Below are 15957 nucleotides of genomic sequence, written 5' to 3' on the forward strand. Positions count from 1 at the left end.
ATGGCATCATTTGAAATCAACAAGGGTGTAGGCCGGACGGTAGAGTTCAAAGGCTTGAAGGCGCAGTACCTCTTCCTCTTTGCAGGAGGGCTGCTGGCAGTCTTTATTCTTGTGGTCATTCTCTATCTCTGTGGAGTCAGCCAAATTACCTGTCTGGTCATAGGTGTAGTGGGTGCCAGCCTTGTGGTATGGCAAACGTTCACCATGAACAGAAAGTACGGGCAATACGGACTGATGAAGAAAGGAGCAGTGCGTATGCACCCACGCTACCTTGTGAACCGCCGTTCGGTCTGCTACCTTATCCGTAACCTTCAACCAAAGAAAGCGAAGAAATGAGAAATAAAAGCAAGATAACGACCCTGGAATCGAAGTTTCCGCTGCTCTCCATAGAGCAGGGCTGTATGGTGAGCAAGGACGCTGATATCACGGTCGCTTTCCGTGTGGAACTGCCCGAACTCTTCACCGTTACCTCTACAGAATACGAAGCAATGCACTCTGCCTGGCATAAGGCAATCAAGGTGCTACCCAATTACAGCATCGTACACAAGCAGGACCGGTTCATCAAGGAGGACTATCAAGGAAAGCTCTCCGATGGCGGACTGAGCTTCCTTGCCCGTTCCTCTGAACGGCACTTCAACGAACGTCCCTATCTCCACCACTCAGTCTATCTCTTCCTTACCAAGACCAACAAGCAGCGTATGGCGCAGCAAAGCAATTTCTCTTCACTCTGCCGTGGACACCTCATTCCCAAAGAAATCACCAACAAAGATGAGGTGATGAAGTTCATGGAAGCCGTAGACCAGTTCGAGCGTATCATCAACGATACCGAGCAGATAAAGATTGTCCGCATGACCGAAGATGAGTTGGTCGGCACAAATGAAAAGGGCGGACTACTCGACAGGTATTTCTCTTTATCTGAAGAAGGGCATGCGTCTTTGGAGGACATCCGTCTGGGCGCAGACCTTGTGCGTGTAGGTGATAATCGTCTATGCCTGCATACACTCTCCGACACGGACGACCTGCCTACAACAGTCAGCACGGACAGCCGATACGAGCGGTTATCCACCGACCGAAGCGACTGCCGTCTTTCCTTTGCCTCTCCCGTAGGGCTGATGCTACCCTGCAACCATATCTATAACCAGTACCTCTTCATAGAGGATAGCGACGCCAACTTGGAACGTTTTGAGAAGCAGGCAAGGAATATGCACTCGCTAGCACGCTACAGCCGTAGCAACCAAATCAACGAGGAATGGATACAGGAGTATCTCAATATCGCCCACTCACAGGGACTGACCTCTATCCGTGCCCATTTTAACGTACTGGCATGGAGTAGCGATAAGGAAGAACTTCGCCAGATTAAGAATGACGTGGGCTCTGCACTTGCTCTTATGGAATGCCACCCTCGCCACAACACCATTGATGCGGCAACGCTCTACTGGGCAGGCATTCCCGGCAATGCGGCAGACTTCCCTGCAGAAGAGTCGTTCTATACTTTCATCGAGCCTGCCCTCTGTTTCTTTACGGCAGAGACGAACTATAAGGATTCGCTCTCTCCCTTCGGTATCAAGATGGCAGACCGCCTTTCTGGAAAACCCGTCCACTTGGATATATCGGATTTGCCGATGAAAAAGGGAGTCATCACCAACCGTAACAAGTTCATCTTGGGACCATCGGGCAGTGGTAAGTCTTTCTTCACCAACCACATGGTACGCCAGTATTACGAGCAGGGAGCGCACGTCCTCCTGGTCGATACGGGTAACTCATATCAAGGCTTGTGTGAACTCATCCACCGCAAGACCAAGGGTGAGGATGGCGTATATTTCACCTATACCAATGAAAGCCCTATATCTTTCAACCCTTTCTATACGGATGATTACTTCTTCGATGTAGAGAAAAGGGAGAGTATCTGCACGCTGCTGCTTACACTTTGGAAGAGTGCAGATGAGCATATCACTAAGACCGAGGCTGGTGAACTTGGCTCAGCCGTAAACTCCTATATCGAGCTGATATGTGCTGACCATAGCGTTACGCCCTGTTTCAACACCTTCTATGAGTATCTGCGGGACGTGTACCGAAAGGATATGGAAAAGCGTGACATTAAGGTAACGCTCTCAGACTTCAATATCAACAACCTCCTGACGACATTGAAGCAATACTATCGTGGTGGTCGATATGATTTCCTGCTGAACTCGGACAAGAACATCGACCTGCTCTCTAAACGCTTCATCGTCTTTGAAATTGACCAAGTGAAGGACAACAAGGATCTCTTTCCTGTGGTAACGATTATCATCATGGAAGCCTTCATCAACAAGATGCGAAGACTCAAAGGCATCAGGAAAATGATACTCATCGAGGAAGCGTGGAAAGCCATAGCTTCGGCAAACATGGCGGACTACATCAAGTATTTGTATAAGACCGTCAGAAAGTATTTCGGGGAAGCCATTGTCGTGACGCAGGAAGTGGACGATATCATCCAGTCGCCCATTGTCAAGGAAAGTATCATCAACAACTCCGACTGCAAGATACTGCTCGACCAGCGCAAGTACATGACCAAGTTCGACGGCATACAGGCGATGCTCGGTCTTTCGGAAAAGGAAAAGAGCCAGATACTATCCATCAACCAGAACAACGACCCGAACCGACTCTACAAGGAAGTGTGGATAGGGCTGGGCGGTATGCAGAGTGCAGTCTATGCCACAGAAGTGAGCATGGAGGAATACCTGACCTACACCACGGAGGAAACCGAGAAGGTGGAGGTGATGAACAGGGCGGCACAGCTTGGTGGGGACATCGAAACGGCTATCCGGCAGCTTGCACAAGAGAAACGGGTTGCACGAAATCGTTGAGCGGACAAGACATGTAAAGAATGTATTGGTTTAGCCAAACGTAGACAAATAATGCTCCAAACGTGGATAAACAATTGGACAAACGTGTCCAATCAATTAGACAGTCGTGTCCAAAGACTTGGACTAACTTGTCCAACTTATCCCTATAACAGCAAGCTGAATAGACATCCCTTAGTGGACATTCAGACAAACATAGTATTCACATCATAAACAAAAAGAACAATGAGAACAAGAATTTTAATGCTGCTGATGGGCACCGTCCTTTTATTCAGCGGAAAGGCCCACGCACAGTGGGTAGTGAGTGACCCGACCAACTTCGCGGGCAACATTGCCAATACGGTCAAGGAGATTGCCACCGCCTCCAAGACAGTAAAAAATACCTTAGATGGTTTCAAGGAAGTGGAAAAACTCTACAACGACACCAAGAAGTATTACGATGCCCTGAAGAAAGTGAACAACCTCATCGGGGATGCCTACAAGGTCAAGGAGTGTATCCTGATGGTGGGCGACATCTCGGAGATTTACGTTACCTCGTATAAGAAAATGCTCTCGGACAAAAACTTCCGCCCTTCGGAACTCGCTGCGATGGCTTCGGGCTATGCCAAGCTTCTGGAGCAGAGCGGGGAGAGTCTCAAGGAACTCAAGTCCATTGTTAAGAGTAATGTCTTCTCGATGAACGACCACGAGCGAATGCAGGCCATCGACCGCATTTATACCACGCTTAGGGAAAACCGCTCGCTCGTATCATACTACACAAGGAAAAATATTTCCGTAAGCTACGTGCGTGCAAGGGAAAAGAACAACCTTGCTTCTGTCAAGGCGCTCTATGGTAATACGGCAAGCAGGTATTGGTAAATCCACAGAATAAAAAAGAACTTTCATAAAAAACTTTTGCTTATGGATTTTGCCAGTTTACATGAGCTGCTCCGCTCCACCTATGATGAGATGATGCCGCTCTGTGCCCAGATGACGGGCATTGCCAAGGGTATTGCGGGCTTGGGTGCACTCTTTTACATTGCTCTTCGGGTATGGGCTTCCATTGCCCGTGCCGAGGCGATAGATGTCTTTCCGCTTCTCCGTCCCTTCGTGCTGGGCTTTTGCATCATGTTCTTCCCGACAGTCGTACTGGGTACGATGAATGCCGTCCTCTCGCCTGTAGTGCAGGGAACGGAGATGATGGTACACCAGCAGGAGGGAAACCTTGCCGAGCTTACTGCCAAGCGGGATAAGTTGCAGGAGGAAGCCTACCTGCGCAATCCTGAAACTGCCTATCTTGTTTCCAACGAAAAATTCGATGAGAAGATAGAGGAGATGGGCATCATCGGTCCCGAAGATGCCGTGACGATAGCGGGTATGTACGCTGAGCGTGCTGCCTATCAGACCAAGCAGTGGGTGATGAAGCTGGTGCACGACCTCATGGAGCTGCTGTTCCATGCCGCAGGGCTTATCATCGACACGCTGCGCACGTTCATACTCATCGTTCTTGCCATTCTCGGTCCGATAGTCTTCGGCATTGCCGTGTGGGATGGGCTGTCGGGTTCGCTCACGGCATGGTTCTCACGCTATATATCGGTCTACCTGTGGCTGCCTGTCAGCTCCATCCTTACGGCACTGCTAACGAAGATACAGGTGCTGATGATACAGAAGGACATCGAGGCGCTCAGCGATCCCAACTACCTTCCAGACGCGGGGACGTGGTACTACATCGTCTTCTTCCTCATCGGCATCGTGGGTTACTTCTGCGTTCCCACCGTTGCAGGCTGGATTATCGAAGCAGGAGGCGGTATCGGCTCTTACGGTCGCAATGTCAATCAAGCTGCACAGCGCGGTGCACAAAGTGCCTACACGGGCGGACGATATGCCGCAGCAGGTGCCGGGTCGGTCATCGGAAATGTCGGTGGACGTATCAAGGGTGCACTGCTTAAAGGAAAATAGAAATGGAGCAATAATGCTTAATTCATCAACAGCTATAAAAGGAAAGAAAAAAATGGAATTCAAATCACTCAACAACATCGAGACCTCATTCAGACAGATAAGACTCTATGCCTTTGTCTTTGCTATCGTCTGCGTGGCAGTAAGCGGTTATGCCGTCTATGCCTCGTACAGCTTCGCCAAGGAGCAACGGGAGAAAATCTATGTGCTTGACCAAGGCAAGTCGCTCATGCTTGCCCTCAGTCAGGATGCAAGTCGAAACCGCCCCGTAGAGGCACGTGAACACGTACGCCGCTTCCACGAGCTGTTCTTCACCATCGCCCCCGACAAGGATGCCATTGAGAAGAATATGGAACGTGCCTTCGTGCTGTGTGACAAGTCGGCTTTCAACTATTACAAGGACTTGGCAGAGAAGGGCTATTATAACCGTGCCATATCGGGTAATGTCAATCAGCGCATAGAGGTGGACTCTATCCACTGCAACTTTAATACTTACCCTTATGCGGTAACGACCTATGCAAGGGAGTTTATCGTACGCCAGAGTAATGTTACAGAGCGCAGTCTCATTACAACCTGTACGCTGCAGAACTCAGTCCGTTCGGACAACAACCCGCAAGGCTTCCTGATGGAGAATTTCCTCGTCAAGGAGAACAGGGACATACATACTTATAAACGATAAGGCTATGGCAAGGAAAAGAAACTTTTTACTCTCACGTCAATATCTGCGCTTTCACCTATGGCTCCGCCATCGGTGTGAAAGGCTCACGATAAGGCAGAGAAAGGAAATCGTCTATGGACTGAGCTTCATCTATCTGCTCTGTTCGCTTTGGATGATAGCGCAGTTTTTCCTTCCTCTAAAGAAGGAGAAACTACCCATCCCCACGGGAAAGCTGACGGACAGTCCGATACGGACGGACAGCACCTTACAAGAGTTACACGGCAATTTTTACCTACAACATCATCAAACAATCAAGGAAAATGGATAATAAACAGAAAGAACAAATGAAGAAAGGCTTGGTCTTCGGAGGACTGGGACTGCTGTTTTCCCTCTCGATGTGGTTTATCTTCGCACCTTCGGGCAAGGATAAGACCGCAGCGGAGCAGGGGCTCAATGACAGCATCCCGCAGGCAACGACGGAAAAGCTCACCGAAAACAAGCTCAAAGCCTATGAATTGGGCGACAAGGCACATGAGGAGGAACAGACCCGCGAGGAGATGGGCAGACTATCGGACTATTTCGCACAGAACACTGCTCCATCAGAGGAGCAGCGTGCAGAGACAGCTGCTTCTACGGCAAAGATAGAAAACTCTATGCATCGCTATGAGGAGAACAATCGCCTCTTGAACTCTTTTTACGCTCCCGACCCGCACGAGCAGGAGCGTGAAGCCTTGCGTTCGGAGATAGACAACCTTAAAAAGGAACTCTCTGTCAAAGACAGCAAGGAGGACAATGAAGAGAAACGACAGCTTGCCTTGATGGAAAAGAGCTATCAGATGGCAGCGAAGTATCTTCCCAAGGCTTCTGCCGTTCCACCATCTTTGGGTAATGACTTTACCGAGGGTAAGGGACAAACGGCTACGGACAAAGGGATGCGCATGAGCAATAATACAAACGGAGGTTCGGCCGACTTGCCTGCAATGGAAATCTTGGCGGAACGCAAACAGGTAGTGTCCTCACTGGGGCAGCCGATGAGCGATGCTGACTTCATCAAGGAGTATGGCACGAAAGCACGCAACTTGGGCTTCCATTCGCTCGCAAGTGCGGCTGCACCCACGATGCGCAATACACTCAAAGTGGTGGTGGACAGGACAACGACGCTCAAAGAGGGCGATAATGTCGTGCTCCGTCTGCTTGAAAGTGCCAAAGTGCAGGGCTTGCGTATTCCACGACAGAGCCGACTGATAGCCGTTGCTAAGATTGAGGGTAACCGTATGCACCTGCTCATCAAGAGCATTGAGGTGGACGGTCATATCATAGCCGTCAAGCTCTCGGCATACGATACAGACGGACAAGAGGGCGTGTATATACCAGGTTCGGAGGACATCAATGCTCTTAAGGAAGTCGGGGCGAACATCGGTGGTTCAATGGGAACATCCTTTACCTTTGCTTCCTCTGCCAAGGACCAGATTATCTCCGAGGCTGCCCGTGGGGTGATGCAGGGTGCAAGTCAGCTGCTTCAGAAGAAGCTGCGCACCATCAAGGTAACGCTCAAGGGTGGCTACCGCCTTTTCTTGGTTCAGTCCAAATAAAACAATCGAAAATGATAAGTAAAAAATAACATCAAATCAAAAGGAACAATGAAGAAAATTATTTTATCAATGGCTATGCTTGCCATGGTGGGAGCAACAGCCACAGCACAGGAAAACAATGATGGTCTGACACCAAGCCGACCGCTTACTTCGGGAGAGCTTTTTCAAGGTATGAGCCGTGACATTCCAACGGGGCGTGTCGTACTGCCGTATGGTCTGGACGTCACCTTTGACAAGACCGTGCATCTTATCTTCCCTTCTGCCATCCGCTATGTAGACTTAGGTTCGCAGAACATCATTGCAGGTAAGGCGGAGGATGCAGAGAACGTGCTACGTGTAAAGGCTTCAGTGAAGGACTTTGAGACGGAAACCAATATGAGTGTCATCTGTGAGGACGGCTCTTTCTATGCTTTCAACGTAAAATATGCCGATGAGCCGGAGAAGTTAAGCATAGAGATGAAGGACTTTCTCTCTACAACAGAAGGCAGGCTGCCAAGCAACCGCTCTGACATCTATTTCAAGGAACTCGGTAACGAGTCGCCCGTATTAGTAAAACTGATGATGCAGACTATCTATCAGAACGACAGGCGCAGCATCAAGCACATCGGTGCTCAGCAGTTCGGCATGAAGTTCCTGCTTCGTGGCTTGTATGCCCATAACGGCTTGCTGTATTTCCACACTCGTATGGAAAACGGCACGAATATGCCGTACTCAGTGGATTTTATCACCTTTAAGGTTGTAGATAAGAAGATGGCAAAGCGTACCGCTATACAAGAGCAGGTGCTTCAGCCACTTCGTGCCTATCATCAGGTGATGCAGGTGCGTGGCATGGGTAGTGAACACACTGTGTTTGCGCTCGAACAGTTTTCTCTTGCAGAAGACAAGCAGCTTGAAGTGACACTCTATGAGAGAAATGGCGGTCGTACGCTGACCTTCCATGTAACGGCAGAAGACCTGCAGTTGGCAAAGAAGATTGATAACCTCAAACTGAAATGGTGATGAAGAAGAACAATATCATTCTGACAGTATGCGTTGCGGTGGCCATGACTTTCAGTCTGCCATCGCAGGCACAGCGACTGATACCCAAGCAAAGAGGAATCGAGGTCGTAGGGAGTATTCCGCTTATCAAGGGAGAAAAGTTTCTTGCTGCTGACAATTTCGGTATGGTAGCATCACTCACCCGATATTTGGGGCATGAGAATTATACCTTTGTTATGGTAGAGTATGAACAGCAGAATATGCCGTACAGAAGTTATAACGTAAAACTCAAAGATGCACTCTTGCAGGTGGGCTATATGCACCCTGTTCTCTCCGACAGGGGTAAGGACGTGCTTCTTTATGGTGGCATATCCGCCTTGGGTGGCTATGAGCAACTGAATGAGGACAAGAAACTGCTGCCCGATGGGGCGACGCTGCTCGACCGCTCCCGCTTTGTCTATGGCGGTGCCGTGCATGGCTCGGTGGAAGTGTTTCTAACGGACAGGGTTCTCTTTCTTGTAAAGGCGCAGGGACGTTTCCTCTTTGGAACGGACGTGCATCGTTTTCGTCCTGCTGTTTCAGTAGGACTAAGGTTTAACTTTTAAGTAGAAGAAAAGATGAAGAATATATTGAATACGATTTGGGTAATGGGCGTGCTGTCCCTTGCCGTGTTTTGCCTATCTGCTTGTGATAGGGATTTGGATGTTCAGCAGTCTTATCCGTTTACGGTGGAGACAATGCCGGTTCAGAAGGACATCGTAAAGGGACAAACGGCTGAGATACGCTGTACGCTGAAACGAGGCGGTGAGTTTGCCGACACTCGCTATACGATACGTTATTTTCAGTCTGACGGCAAAGGCTTGCTAAGAAATGACAACGGTACGGTATTCAAGCCTAACGACCGCTATCCGCTCACAAAGGATGTGTTCCGCTTATACTACACTTCGCTCTCATCTGACCGCCAGACAATAGATGTATATGTGGAGGATAATTTCGGCAGGGGGCAGCAGCTGACCTTTAGTTTTAACAACGAGCGAGAAGAGGGCAAGGACAAACCTGCATCTTCACGCCACTAATAACATAATTGATGCGAACGATAAATTCTTTCATTTTACTTTGTGTATTCTGCCTGTTCTGTCAGCCGACCCTTGCCCAGCGCAGGGTGCGGCTGGCAGACTAGCCACCTTTTGAGCGTGTGGTAGTTGTTGTGAAATACTTTGAGGGACTGCACGGCTGGAAGAATTATCCGTATGTTGGATATGGTCATCAGCTACAGCCAGGCGAACGTTTCACTGCGGATATGACGGAACGGCAGGCGGACTCCCTGCTCCGTGCTGACCTTTGGAAATGCTTTGAACACTTCAAAGGGTATGGTAAAGATGCGCTGCTGCTCAGCCTACTTGCCTATAATGTGGGCGTGGGGCGACTACTCGGTTATGGCAAGTATCCCAAGAGTAGGCTGCTACGAAAGATAGAGGCTGGAGACAGGAACTTCTATCGGGAGTATGTTTCGTTCTGCCGATATAAGGGTAAAGTTTTGAGTGGATTGGTCAAGCGCCGAAAGGTTGAGTTTGTGCTGTTTTATTTCCCATAAGAGGTTAGTTCCTGCTATAAGAAATTTGGATACTCTTGAAAAAAAGAGCGTATGGTTTTTCTCATCCTGTTATAGTATGCCTCTTCTCCTCCACTAAAGTGACGATATGATGGGTGATAAGAATTTACTATAATGAAATGATGCTTTTCCGAGAAATATATCCATTCATCATCTCCATCTCCAAAAGCTTTTATGTTAGGATATAATTCTCTCAAGAGATCTATCCCACAGCGGCGGGTGCAATCTAAGTAAATAGAGGCATCCTTGTATATAACCAATTGTTTCTGTAATAGACTGCGAAATTTATCGACATATTGAGCCAAAAGACCATTATCAATAGAACTACCCCCAGGAACTTTTTTGAGGTTCACTCTTACCCAGGGTTTAGTTTCAAAACATTCTTGAGCAATTTCAATGTCAGGAAAACTAGGAATATTCCCCCTATTATCCATATTCAATAGAGCATACACCCATCTACGTAAGTTTCTATAGAATATATGATTGGATGGCGTTGACTCTTCAACTCCATTCTTGCGAGCATGCTCTTCTCTAATATCCCATGCTTTTTCATCGTTAAGCTCTTTGGTAAGGACAACTAACCCTCGTTTTCGATTACAATACTGATACCATTTATCTTCTTCATCACCACAATCTCTGCCCCAGCAACCGTTGGTATAGTAAAAAGCTCCCAAATAGTGCAACCCATCTGGAGAGATTTCTCTATTATCATCTAAAAGTGCTTGATATTCTTTGAAGATAAGTTCTTCTTGTTTATGTATAGTCTCCATTGATGCAAATTATTATTACATCTGCAAAGGTATTTACTTTTTAGTATTAAGTTTTAACTTCCTGCGACTTTCTTTTGCTTCTTTTCTTTGGTCGCCTGCTCGTTCAAAGAAAAAGAAAAGAAGCCGCACAAATTTTCGGTTTGCGTGGCTCTTTGTGTTATTTGGAAGGCTATTTCTACACTTTCGTTATTCTGTCTATTCGTCTGTTAGGGTGCTTGTCGAAAGCCCAGTTTATTTCATCATCGGGCAAAGTGCTGTGGATGCTTCCACCCATGCCCTGCCCACAATTTTGCAGGACTTTCTGCCGTGCTTCCTCCTTGCTCTCGGCAACCACATCGAATACACCGTCAAAAACATATTCCGTATAGATTAAAAATCTTTGTTTCTTCATCATTCCTAATCTTAAAATTCAACCTTTAATAATCTGTATTCCTTTGGCTCTCCATTGGATAGTCTGCGGTGTTTGAGCCAAAAGTGGTGCGCACCATAACCATAGGCAAAGAACTTATCAAGTTCTGTTTCTTCGGCTATTTTGTTGATAGCCGACCTTAACTCCTCTTTGTTGTCGGATAGGGTTATTGCATTGATAACCCTAATGAGAATATGCGGTATCTCGTCCGCCCAATTGTAGATAATATTTTCAATCTCTGTCTTCATATCTCTGATAATTTAATGGTTCATACTTTATGCCGTTGCTTCCATTCTTCGGCTTATAAGACCTCGATTGGCATTGACAAGGTTTACTATCTGCTCGTGGTATTCCGTATTCTTGTTGCACACTCCACGACTTTGTACCACTTCCAAAGTTCTTAATGATACTTCAATGGTCTCTATTCGCTTGCCTTCAATGGTAGCCGAAAGGATAAGGGAGTCTTCCTTAAGGTAGTATGCATTAGAAAATACGCAATGGTGCATTGATACACCTTCTTCCAAATGCTCCTGCACGCTCTCCAATACGTGGACTTGGATTGTGCCGTCCGTAAAACAGATACCGAAAAACTTGGATTTGAGTTCCCTGAAACGCTTTTCGTCTTCCATTGCCTTCTGCTGCTTCTGTTCTATCTCCTCCCTTTCACGCACTCTGAGAAGTTCCTCGTGCCTGCGGTCGTGTTCGCCTTTAAGGTCTTTTGGGCATAAATATTTTGGATTATGAATATCCTTACCTAATCTTCTAAGTGTATCTACATAATCACTCCAAAGGGAAATATCTGTAATATCATAGCCCTTACGAACTGCAATTTTGTAGGACTGCCATAGTTCCTTAAAAGCCCTCTTATTGCCAAGAAAGTAACGTAAATGGTCTGTGCTACCTGCCTTTAGCAATGTTTCCACACGGCTGTCTGTAAGCAATGCAGGAATAAACTGGGTAGGCACGATGCCATAGAAATTATCCTTAAAACCATTTCTGCGAAGTATGTCTGTAACCTTGAACTTCGGATATATCGGTGAGTAGGCAATATGCTGATAGGCTTCATTATCGTTACGGATTGCCATAGGACTATAATAGGAAAAGGTATCAACATAGTGTCCCAATACCCTCTGTATGGCAACCACAGCTTTTCGTCCCTGCATATTCCACCAATATTGTCCAATCTCAATTATAGAAGTCTGTGCTTTGTAACCTTTCTCCATACCCACAACAAGTAGGAACATACGTAATACTTGAAACTCTCCACAAGTGGTAAGTAGGGTGAAATACTGCTTCTGCTGCAACTTGCGTTCGTAGGTTTCTTTGACCTGCAACTTTGCCCTGCAATGAGGGCAAGTGCAAGTTTCTCTATGTTTGTTTATTATCCAACTATGCCCACAATCCATACAGGTGGTGCGACCTTTTGGCAAGCGGTAGGCGAAGTGGTCTATGCACTCACGGAATGCCCACTTACTTTGTGTCGTGGTTATCGGGCGAAGATGCTTGCTTTGTTCCAAAACTGCCTTTTCAAATTTGTTTCTCGGTTTCATAGGCTTAAAAATCGAATAGTGATGGTTGTACTTGGGTTGCTATGTTCTCGGTTTTTTTCACTCGTGCGTTACGGCTCTGTAACTTGGCAAGTTCCTCACGCTGATATTGCTTAATGGCTTCCTGCCTTGCTTCGGTTTTTTCTTCTTCCGTTAGTTCCACAACGTGATTAACGGCAACTTGGCAGGAAACAGCCTTGCCGACCTCTATATCGTCCTCATCGTAGTAGTGAACAGCCATAGAGAAGATTTCATCATCATCAAAGCCATTGCAACCGCTTTTCTGCACTTCATTAAGAATGTAGGTGATGCACTCCTCGATATTCTTGTTAGGTTTCATCAAGTTAGGGGCAAACAATGGGTCTGCCATAGCACGCTGATTGAGATACTCGGCTATTGTCCGTGTAAAATGTTCTGTACCTTTCATATTGCTTAGTATTTTGGGATTTCTACTATCTGATTGATGCGCTCATATAGGTAGGCTCTTAGGCTTGTTCTGTCGGGTGCGTAATACTCTGTCCATTGTCCGTACTGATTGACAAGGTATTTCTTCAGCACATCGAAGAAGTCAAAGCGATAGCCTTGTAGGGGAACGGCAGTACGGAAATAGGTGTTTGAGTTCACTGTATCACATAGCCAATTCTTTTCTTCACGGCTCATCATTTCGCCACGATAGAGTTTCATACGCAGGAGATATACTTTGCTATTACAAAGGCTCTCCAACGGGGGAACGTCCCATTGTACAAACTTAATTGCCAACACTTGCTCACTTTTTTCAGCCGTAGGGTTAATGCGGTAATGAGAGGAGGAGCTATATCCTTTTCTGTTCATCGAAGATGTTGTATTTACTTTTTGCTTATCCATAGCGACATTTTTTTTATGCGTCCAAAGATCGGAGTATGCTGATTCCTTTTTGTAGCAAAATAGAGGTAGCGGGGCAGGCTTACACAAGGTTTTGTCGGAAAATACTACCCGTAGGTGTGGAGATTTTCCAGACAAACCAAGCGGCACAGACCTTTTGAAAGCCACATGCCCCGTACTACCTTTGCGGATAAAAAGGGAACAGCATCCGTCTTCTTGTCATCGCATATCGTGGAGCATTGGAAAAGAAGCAAAAGTGCAACGCTCGTAGTGGGAAATAGAAAAGGTGGCTATCTCAAAATGCGAGATAACCACCTGATGAAATAACATGAAAGGTTTTACAGAGCTGTGCTTCTCAAAGCACGCATAGCAGGATGGCACAGAGAATAGCCAACCAAAATAGAATGCTCAGCAGCGCAAATGTTACTTTTAGAATTACCCTGACTATAAAGCGTAGTATCAGAAAACCTGCAATGACTGACACGACAGTTACGACTTGCGGCGTTACCATCTTCGAGATAAGCCAAATGGCACCGATAACGATAGAAAGCAGGATAGCGAGTTCGATGAAGCGTGTCCAACCGAAGCGGCGGACTTGCTTGGGAGAAATCGGCTGCTGCTTGATATTATCGGTTTTATTCGATGCGTCTGCCTTGATGAAGGCTGGTGTGTGGACATCTTGATTCATGATGATTGTATTCATAATCGGAGCTTTTTACGTTAGAATGCGCTTAAAAGTCTTATAAGGAGGAAGCGAGGTATAGACAAAGGAACGACTGAGCACTACAAGGGTGTCGCCATGCGAAGCGATGTCCGTAAATTTCTCCTCATCCTCCAGTGACATATTCACCTTATACCATTTGTTATGCACTCCATAGCGATAAAGCCCGAAAGGTGAGACTGCAAATATCCTTCCATTATCAAGCCTTATGACATTTTTGATTTGCCTATAGTCGGCACCTTCTGACAACCCCTCATTGAAATCCTTGAAGTAGGAAGCCTTGGAGTCGGTAAGCCAGATGCCACCATTGCCATAAAGCAACAGTTGGCGACAAGAATCCACATTCCTCATGGAATCTACCATTAAATCCTTGCCAATGTCAAGCGTGCCTCGTAGCAAACCGCCATTCCATTTCTGAAACTCATAACGACTTGGCAGGTACTTCCTGCTCACGTTCACATCCTTGATGAGTGAACGATGATTGAGCAGGATGCCTGACACGCAGAACATCAGCATGAAGAAGCTCAAGCCGATACCAAGCCATTTATGTTGTTTTCTCCAAGTTCCTTTCTTCATTGATTTCCTTATCTGATTATCTATCTTATTTCTTTTCTTTCTTCGCCCTCGCATCCTTGACAATCTTTCCTGCCAAGAAACAAAGTTCTATCACCATTATCACCCAATGCCAAGGATATTCGCTCGGATGTGCAATGAGCTTCCCGATGATGCCCGTGCGATTAAATGCCTCTACCGCTATCCAGAACACGATGACCGTTGCCGTACCCATTCTGATGTTTGCTCCCCACGATTGCAAGTGGAGTTGCTTGCGAAATACGTATGGGGCGGAAAGCAAGGCACCGAAGGCTACACCGAAGGTGACTGGACTCTCACGACCAAACAATTGAGGATCGTAGAGGTTCATCAGCAGGAGATAGCAAGTCCAGAGCATTGTGTTGATTTCCATAAAGGTAACAATGCTGGTGTGGCGTGTCATCGGGCGAGCGGCGATGAGTCGCTTGTTCTTCCCCAAGAAGAGCGTCTGCCACCAGTTGAGGAAGTTGCAGGCATTTCGGGAACAGAAGATGTAGAGCAACATCACCATTGCCCACAAGCCAAAGGTGGCAGGGAGCAGAAGATATTCAGGTCGGCTCAACACCTCTCCCGTTGTGGGGTCAATCTCGGCATGTGTTCCCCAACGATGGGCATAATACATGAAGAGGAAATCCACCCAACCCGTCCAGTAGAACATGCCACCGATAAGTCCGAGCAAGGTTTGGCGAGTCTGTCCCTTGACGAAAACACCGACCACCACCATCACCAAGCCCACGAATCCCACAGCCATGCCAGCACCCAACAGTTGCGTGCCGTCGTAGTTGTCCTTCAATACTCGTGCCACCAAGTGAACCATTGGCATGCTTCCCAATATCACGCCCATCGACACGATGGATTTCCACCAATATAGTTTCTTGTTACTCATGGCTTTTCTTCTTGTGAGCTGCAAACATGATATAGACGAGCAATGCCACGAATGCCACGAGGATGCAAATCATCTGGGTTGTATACTTCTCCGGCTCAATCCAAATCTCCTTGAAAAAGTCAAGGCGACCAAGCACTTCCACAGGTACCCAGAACACGACAACCGTTGCGATAGCCATACGGATATTGGCTCCCCATGTGCTCAAACGCAACTGCTTTCGGAAGATGAAGAAACTACCTATCAGACAAGCTGCGGCAACAACCGAAGTTACAGGATGATGGTCACCGAGGAAGTTCTTGTCGTAGCAGAACATCAACAGGAGATAGCTTGTCCACAAAATCATGTTCAGTTCCATGAAAGTAACGATACTTGTATGATGCGTCATCGGACGGGCGGCAATCTCGTTCTTGCGTGAACGGAAGAGAACACGCTGCCACCAGTTGATGAAGTTACATCCGTTTTTGGTTGAGAAGATGTAGAACTTTCAAAATAGATTACAGTATACAAAACTTAAAAAGAGGTATTCCATACACCTTCAATTGCGGTCTTGCCAG

20 protein-coding genes and 1 pseudogene are annotated in these 15957 nt (G+C 46.9%); 11 read left to right on the top strand and 10 right to left on the bottom strand.

Annotated features, from left to right (window positions below; all coding sequences use genetic code 11):
* From HMPREF2955_RS05385 to HMPREF2955_RS05435, 11 genes are all read left to right on the top strand, one after another.
* Positions 1–336: a DUF4133 domain-containing protein gene (locus tag HMPREF2955_RS05385; RefSeq protein WP_070721652.1), complete on the top strand. Its 336-nt coding sequence runs from the start codon at positions 1–3 to the stop codon at positions 334–336.
* Complete coding sequence (locus tag HMPREF2955_RS05390) at positions 333–2846, top strand: TraG family conjugative transposon ATPase (protein WP_070721654.1); 2514 nt, start codon at positions 333–335, stop codon at positions 2844–2846. Before HMPREF2955_RS05385 ends, HMPREF2955_RS05390 begins: the two co-directional genes overlap by 4 nt.
* A 222-nt stretch (positions 2847–3068) precedes the next feature.
* Positions 3069–3701, top strand: coding sequence for a DUF4141 domain-containing protein (locus HMPREF2955_RS05395; protein WP_070721657.1), 633 nt, complete (start codon positions 3069–3071; stop codon positions 3699–3701).
* Positions 3702–3743: 42 nt separating this feature from the next.
* Positions 3744–4781: a conjugative transposon protein TraJ gene (gene traJ / locus HMPREF2955_RS05400; protein ID WP_070721659.1), complete on the top strand. Its 1038-nt coding sequence runs from the start codon at positions 3744–3746 to the stop codon at positions 4779–4781.
* Between the two features lie 52 nt (positions 4782–4833).
* Positions 4834–5457: a conjugative transposon protein TraK gene (gene traK, locus HMPREF2955_RS05405; RefSeq protein ID WP_070721660.1), complete on the top strand. Its 624-nt coding sequence runs from the start codon at positions 4834–4836 to the stop codon at positions 5455–5457.
* A gap of 4 nt (positions 5458–5461) precedes the next feature.
* The gene (locus HMPREF2955_RS05410) at positions 5462–5764 is read left to right on the top strand and encodes a hypothetical protein (protein WP_070721662.1); all 303 of its coding nucleotides are present in this window, start codon (positions 5462–5464) and stop codon (positions 5762–5764) included.
* Positions 5757–7028 carry a conjugative transposon protein TraM gene (gene traM, locus HMPREF2955_RS05415; protein ID WP_070721665.1) on the top strand — a complete coding sequence of 424 codons (1272 nt, stop codon included), beginning with the start codon at positions 5757–5759 and terminating at the stop codon, positions 7026–7028. Before HMPREF2955_RS05410 ends, traM begins: the two co-directional genes overlap by 8 nt.
* 48 nt (positions 7029–7076) lie before the next feature.
* Positions 7077–8027, top strand: coding sequence for a conjugative transposon protein TraN (traN, locus tag HMPREF2955_RS05420; protein WP_070721669.1), 951 nt, complete (start codon positions 7077–7079; stop codon positions 8025–8027).
* Positions 8021–8611 carry a conjugal transfer protein TraO gene (locus HMPREF2955_RS05425; RefSeq protein WP_070721670.1) on the top strand — a complete coding sequence of 197 codons (591 nt, stop codon included), beginning with the start codon at positions 8021–8023 and terminating at the stop codon, positions 8609–8611. Before traN ends, HMPREF2955_RS05425 begins: the two co-directional genes overlap by 7 nt.
* 12 nt (positions 8612–8623) lie before the next feature.
* Positions 8624–9082, top strand: a complete 459-nt coding sequence (locus tag HMPREF2955_RS05430) for a DUF3872 domain-containing protein (RefSeq protein ID WP_070721672.1) — start codon at positions 8624–8626, stop codon at positions 9080–9082.
* Positions 9083–9201: 119 nt separating this feature from the next.
* Positions 9202–9600 (top strand): glycoside hydrolase family protein, encoded by a 399-nt coding sequence (locus HMPREF2955_RS05435; protein WP_246830077.1) that lies wholly within the window; start codon positions 9202–9204, stop codon positions 9598–9600.
* Between the two features lie 14 nt (positions 9601–9614).
* Here HMPREF2955_RS05435 and HMPREF2955_RS05440 read toward each other — a convergent pair whose 3' ends face one another.
* The 10 genes and pseudogenes from HMPREF2955_RS05440 to HMPREF2955_RS05485 all read right to left on the bottom strand — a co-directional run.
* On the bottom strand, positions 9615–10388 hold the full coding sequence (locus tag HMPREF2955_RS05440; protein ID WP_070721675.1) for a hypothetical protein: 774 nt from the start codon (positions 10386–10388) through the stop codon (positions 9615–9617).
* Between the two features lie 175 nt (positions 10389–10563).
* The gene (locus HMPREF2955_RS05445; RefSeq protein ID WP_070721676.1) at positions 10564–10782 is read right to left on the bottom strand and encodes a hypothetical protein; all 219 of its coding nucleotides are present in this window, start codon (positions 10780–10782) and stop codon (positions 10564–10566) included.
* An 8-nt stretch (positions 10783–10790) separates the two neighbouring features.
* Positions 10791–11045 (bottom strand): hypothetical protein, encoded by a 255-nt coding sequence (locus tag HMPREF2955_RS05450; protein WP_070721678.1) that lies wholly within the window; start codon positions 11043–11045, stop codon positions 10791–10793.
* Between the two features lie 27 nt (positions 11046–11072).
* Positions 11073–12347 (bottom strand): PcfJ domain-containing protein, encoded by a 1275-nt coding sequence (locus tag HMPREF2955_RS05455; protein WP_070721680.1) that lies wholly within the window; start codon positions 12345–12347, stop codon positions 11073–11075.
* Between the two features lie 4 nt (positions 12348–12351).
* The gene (locus tag HMPREF2955_RS05460) at positions 12352–12771 is read right to left on the bottom strand and encodes a PcfK-like family protein (RefSeq protein WP_070721682.1); all 420 of its coding nucleotides are present in this window, start codon (positions 12769–12771) and stop codon (positions 12352–12354) included.
* Positions 12772–12776: 5 nt separating this feature from the next.
* Positions 12777–13208: a hypothetical protein gene (locus HMPREF2955_RS05465; protein ID WP_070721689.1), complete on the bottom strand. Its 432-nt coding sequence runs from the start codon at positions 13206–13208 to the stop codon at positions 12777–12779.
* A 352-nt stretch (positions 13209–13560) separates the two neighbouring features.
* A complete protein-coding gene (locus HMPREF2955_RS05470) occupies positions 13561–13908 on the bottom strand; it encodes a hypothetical protein (RefSeq protein ID WP_004364806.1) in 348 nt (115 codons plus the stop codon).
* 12 nt (positions 13909–13920) lie between these two features.
* Positions 13921–14502 carry a hypothetical protein gene (locus HMPREF2955_RS05475; RefSeq protein WP_004364807.1) on the bottom strand — a complete coding sequence of 194 codons (582 nt, stop codon included), beginning with the start codon at positions 14500–14502 and terminating at the stop codon, positions 13921–13923.
* A gap of 25 nt (positions 14503–14527) precedes the next feature.
* Complete coding sequence (locus HMPREF2955_RS05480; protein WP_009236089.1) at positions 14528–15403, bottom strand: hypothetical protein; 876 nt, start codon at positions 15401–15403, stop codon at positions 14528–14530.
* Positions 15396–15881, bottom strand: a pseudogene (locus tag HMPREF2955_RS05485) (hypothetical protein); the annotation flags it as partial. The gene HMPREF2955_RS05480 and the pseudogene HMPREF2955_RS05485, both read right to left, overlap by 8 nt.
* Positions 15882–15957 lie beyond the last annotated feature (76 nt).

The sequence above is a fragment of the Prevotella sp. HMSC073D09 genome, assembly GCF_001814145.1.
Taxonomy (GTDB): Bacteria; Bacteroidota; Bacteroidia; order Bacteroidales; family Bacteroidaceae; genus Prevotella; species Prevotella conceptionensis.

What these genes read in the sequence shown, in the direction of transcription:
- HMPREF2955_RS05395 (WP_070721657.1), top strand. Translation starts at nt 3,069, where the DNA reads ATGAGAACAAGAATTTTAATGCTGCTGATGGGCACCGTCCTTTTATTC.
- HMPREF2955_RS05480 (WP_009236089.1), bottom strand. Translation starts at nt 15,403, where the DNA reads ATGAGTAACAAGAAACTATATTGGTGGAAATCCATCGTGTCGATGGGC.
- HMPREF2955_RS05385 (WP_070721652.1), top strand. Translation starts at nt 1, where the DNA reads ATGGCATCATTTGAAATCAACAAGGGTGTAGGCCGGACGGTAGAGTTC.
- HMPREF2955_RS05450 (WP_070721678.1), bottom strand. Translation starts at nt 11,045, where the DNA reads ATGAAGACAGAGATTGAAAATATTATCTACAATTGGGCGGACGAGATA.
- HMPREF2955_RS05425 (WP_070721670.1), top strand. Translation starts at nt 8,021, where the DNA reads ATGGTGATGAAGAAGAACAATATCATTCTGACAGTATGCGTTGCGGTG.
- HMPREF2955_RS05460 (WP_070721682.1), bottom strand. Translation starts at nt 12,771, where the DNA reads ATGAAAGGTACAGAACATTTTACACGGACAATAGCCGAGTATCTCAAT.
- traN (WP_070721669.1), top strand. Translation starts at nt 7,077, where the DNA reads ATGAAGAAAATTATTTTATCAATGGCTATGCTTGCCATGGTGGGAGCA.
- HMPREF2955_RS05440 (WP_070721675.1), bottom strand. Translation starts at nt 10,388, where the DNA reads ATGGAGACTATACATAAACAAGAAGAACTTATCTTCAAAGAATATCAA.
- traK (WP_070721660.1), top strand. Translation starts at nt 4,834, where the DNA reads ATGGAATTCAAATCACTCAACAACATCGAGACCTCATTCAGACAGATA.
- HMPREF2955_RS05475 (WP_004364807.1), bottom strand. Translation starts at nt 14,502, where the DNA reads ATGAAGAAAGGAACTTGGAGAAAACAACATAAATGGCTTGGTATCGGC.
- HMPREF2955_RS05410 (WP_070721662.1), top strand. Translation starts at nt 5,462, where the DNA reads ATGGCAAGGAAAAGAAACTTTTTACTCTCACGTCAATATCTGCGCTTT.
- HMPREF2955_RS05455 (WP_070721680.1), bottom strand. Translation starts at nt 12,347, where the DNA reads ATGAAACCGAGAAACAAATTTGAAAAGGCAGTTTTGGAACAAAGCAAG.
- HMPREF2955_RS05470 (WP_004364806.1), bottom strand. Translation starts at nt 13,908, where the DNA reads ATGAATACAATCATCATGAATCAAGATGTCCACACACCAGCCTTCATC.
- HMPREF2955_RS05430 (WP_070721672.1), top strand. Translation starts at nt 8,624, where the DNA reads ATGAAGAATATATTGAATACGATTTGGGTAATGGGCGTGCTGTCCCTT.
- HMPREF2955_RS05445 (WP_070721676.1), bottom strand. Translation starts at nt 10,782, where the DNA reads ATGATGAAGAAACAAAGATTTTTAATCTATACGGAATATGTTTTTGAC.
- HMPREF2955_RS05390 (WP_070721654.1), top strand. Translation starts at nt 333, where the DNA reads ATGAGAAATAAAAGCAAGATAACGACCCTGGAATCGAAGTTTCCGCTG.
- traM (WP_070721665.1), top strand. Translation starts at nt 5,757, where the DNA reads ATGGATAATAAACAGAAAGAACAAATGAAGAAAGGCTTGGTCTTCGGA.
- HMPREF2955_RS05465 (WP_070721689.1), bottom strand. Translation starts at nt 13,208, where the DNA reads ATGGATAAGCAAAAAGTAAATACAACATCTTCGATGAACAGAAAAGGA.
- traJ (WP_070721659.1), top strand. Translation starts at nt 3,744, where the DNA reads ATGGATTTTGCCAGTTTACATGAGCTGCTCCGCTCCACCTATGATGAG.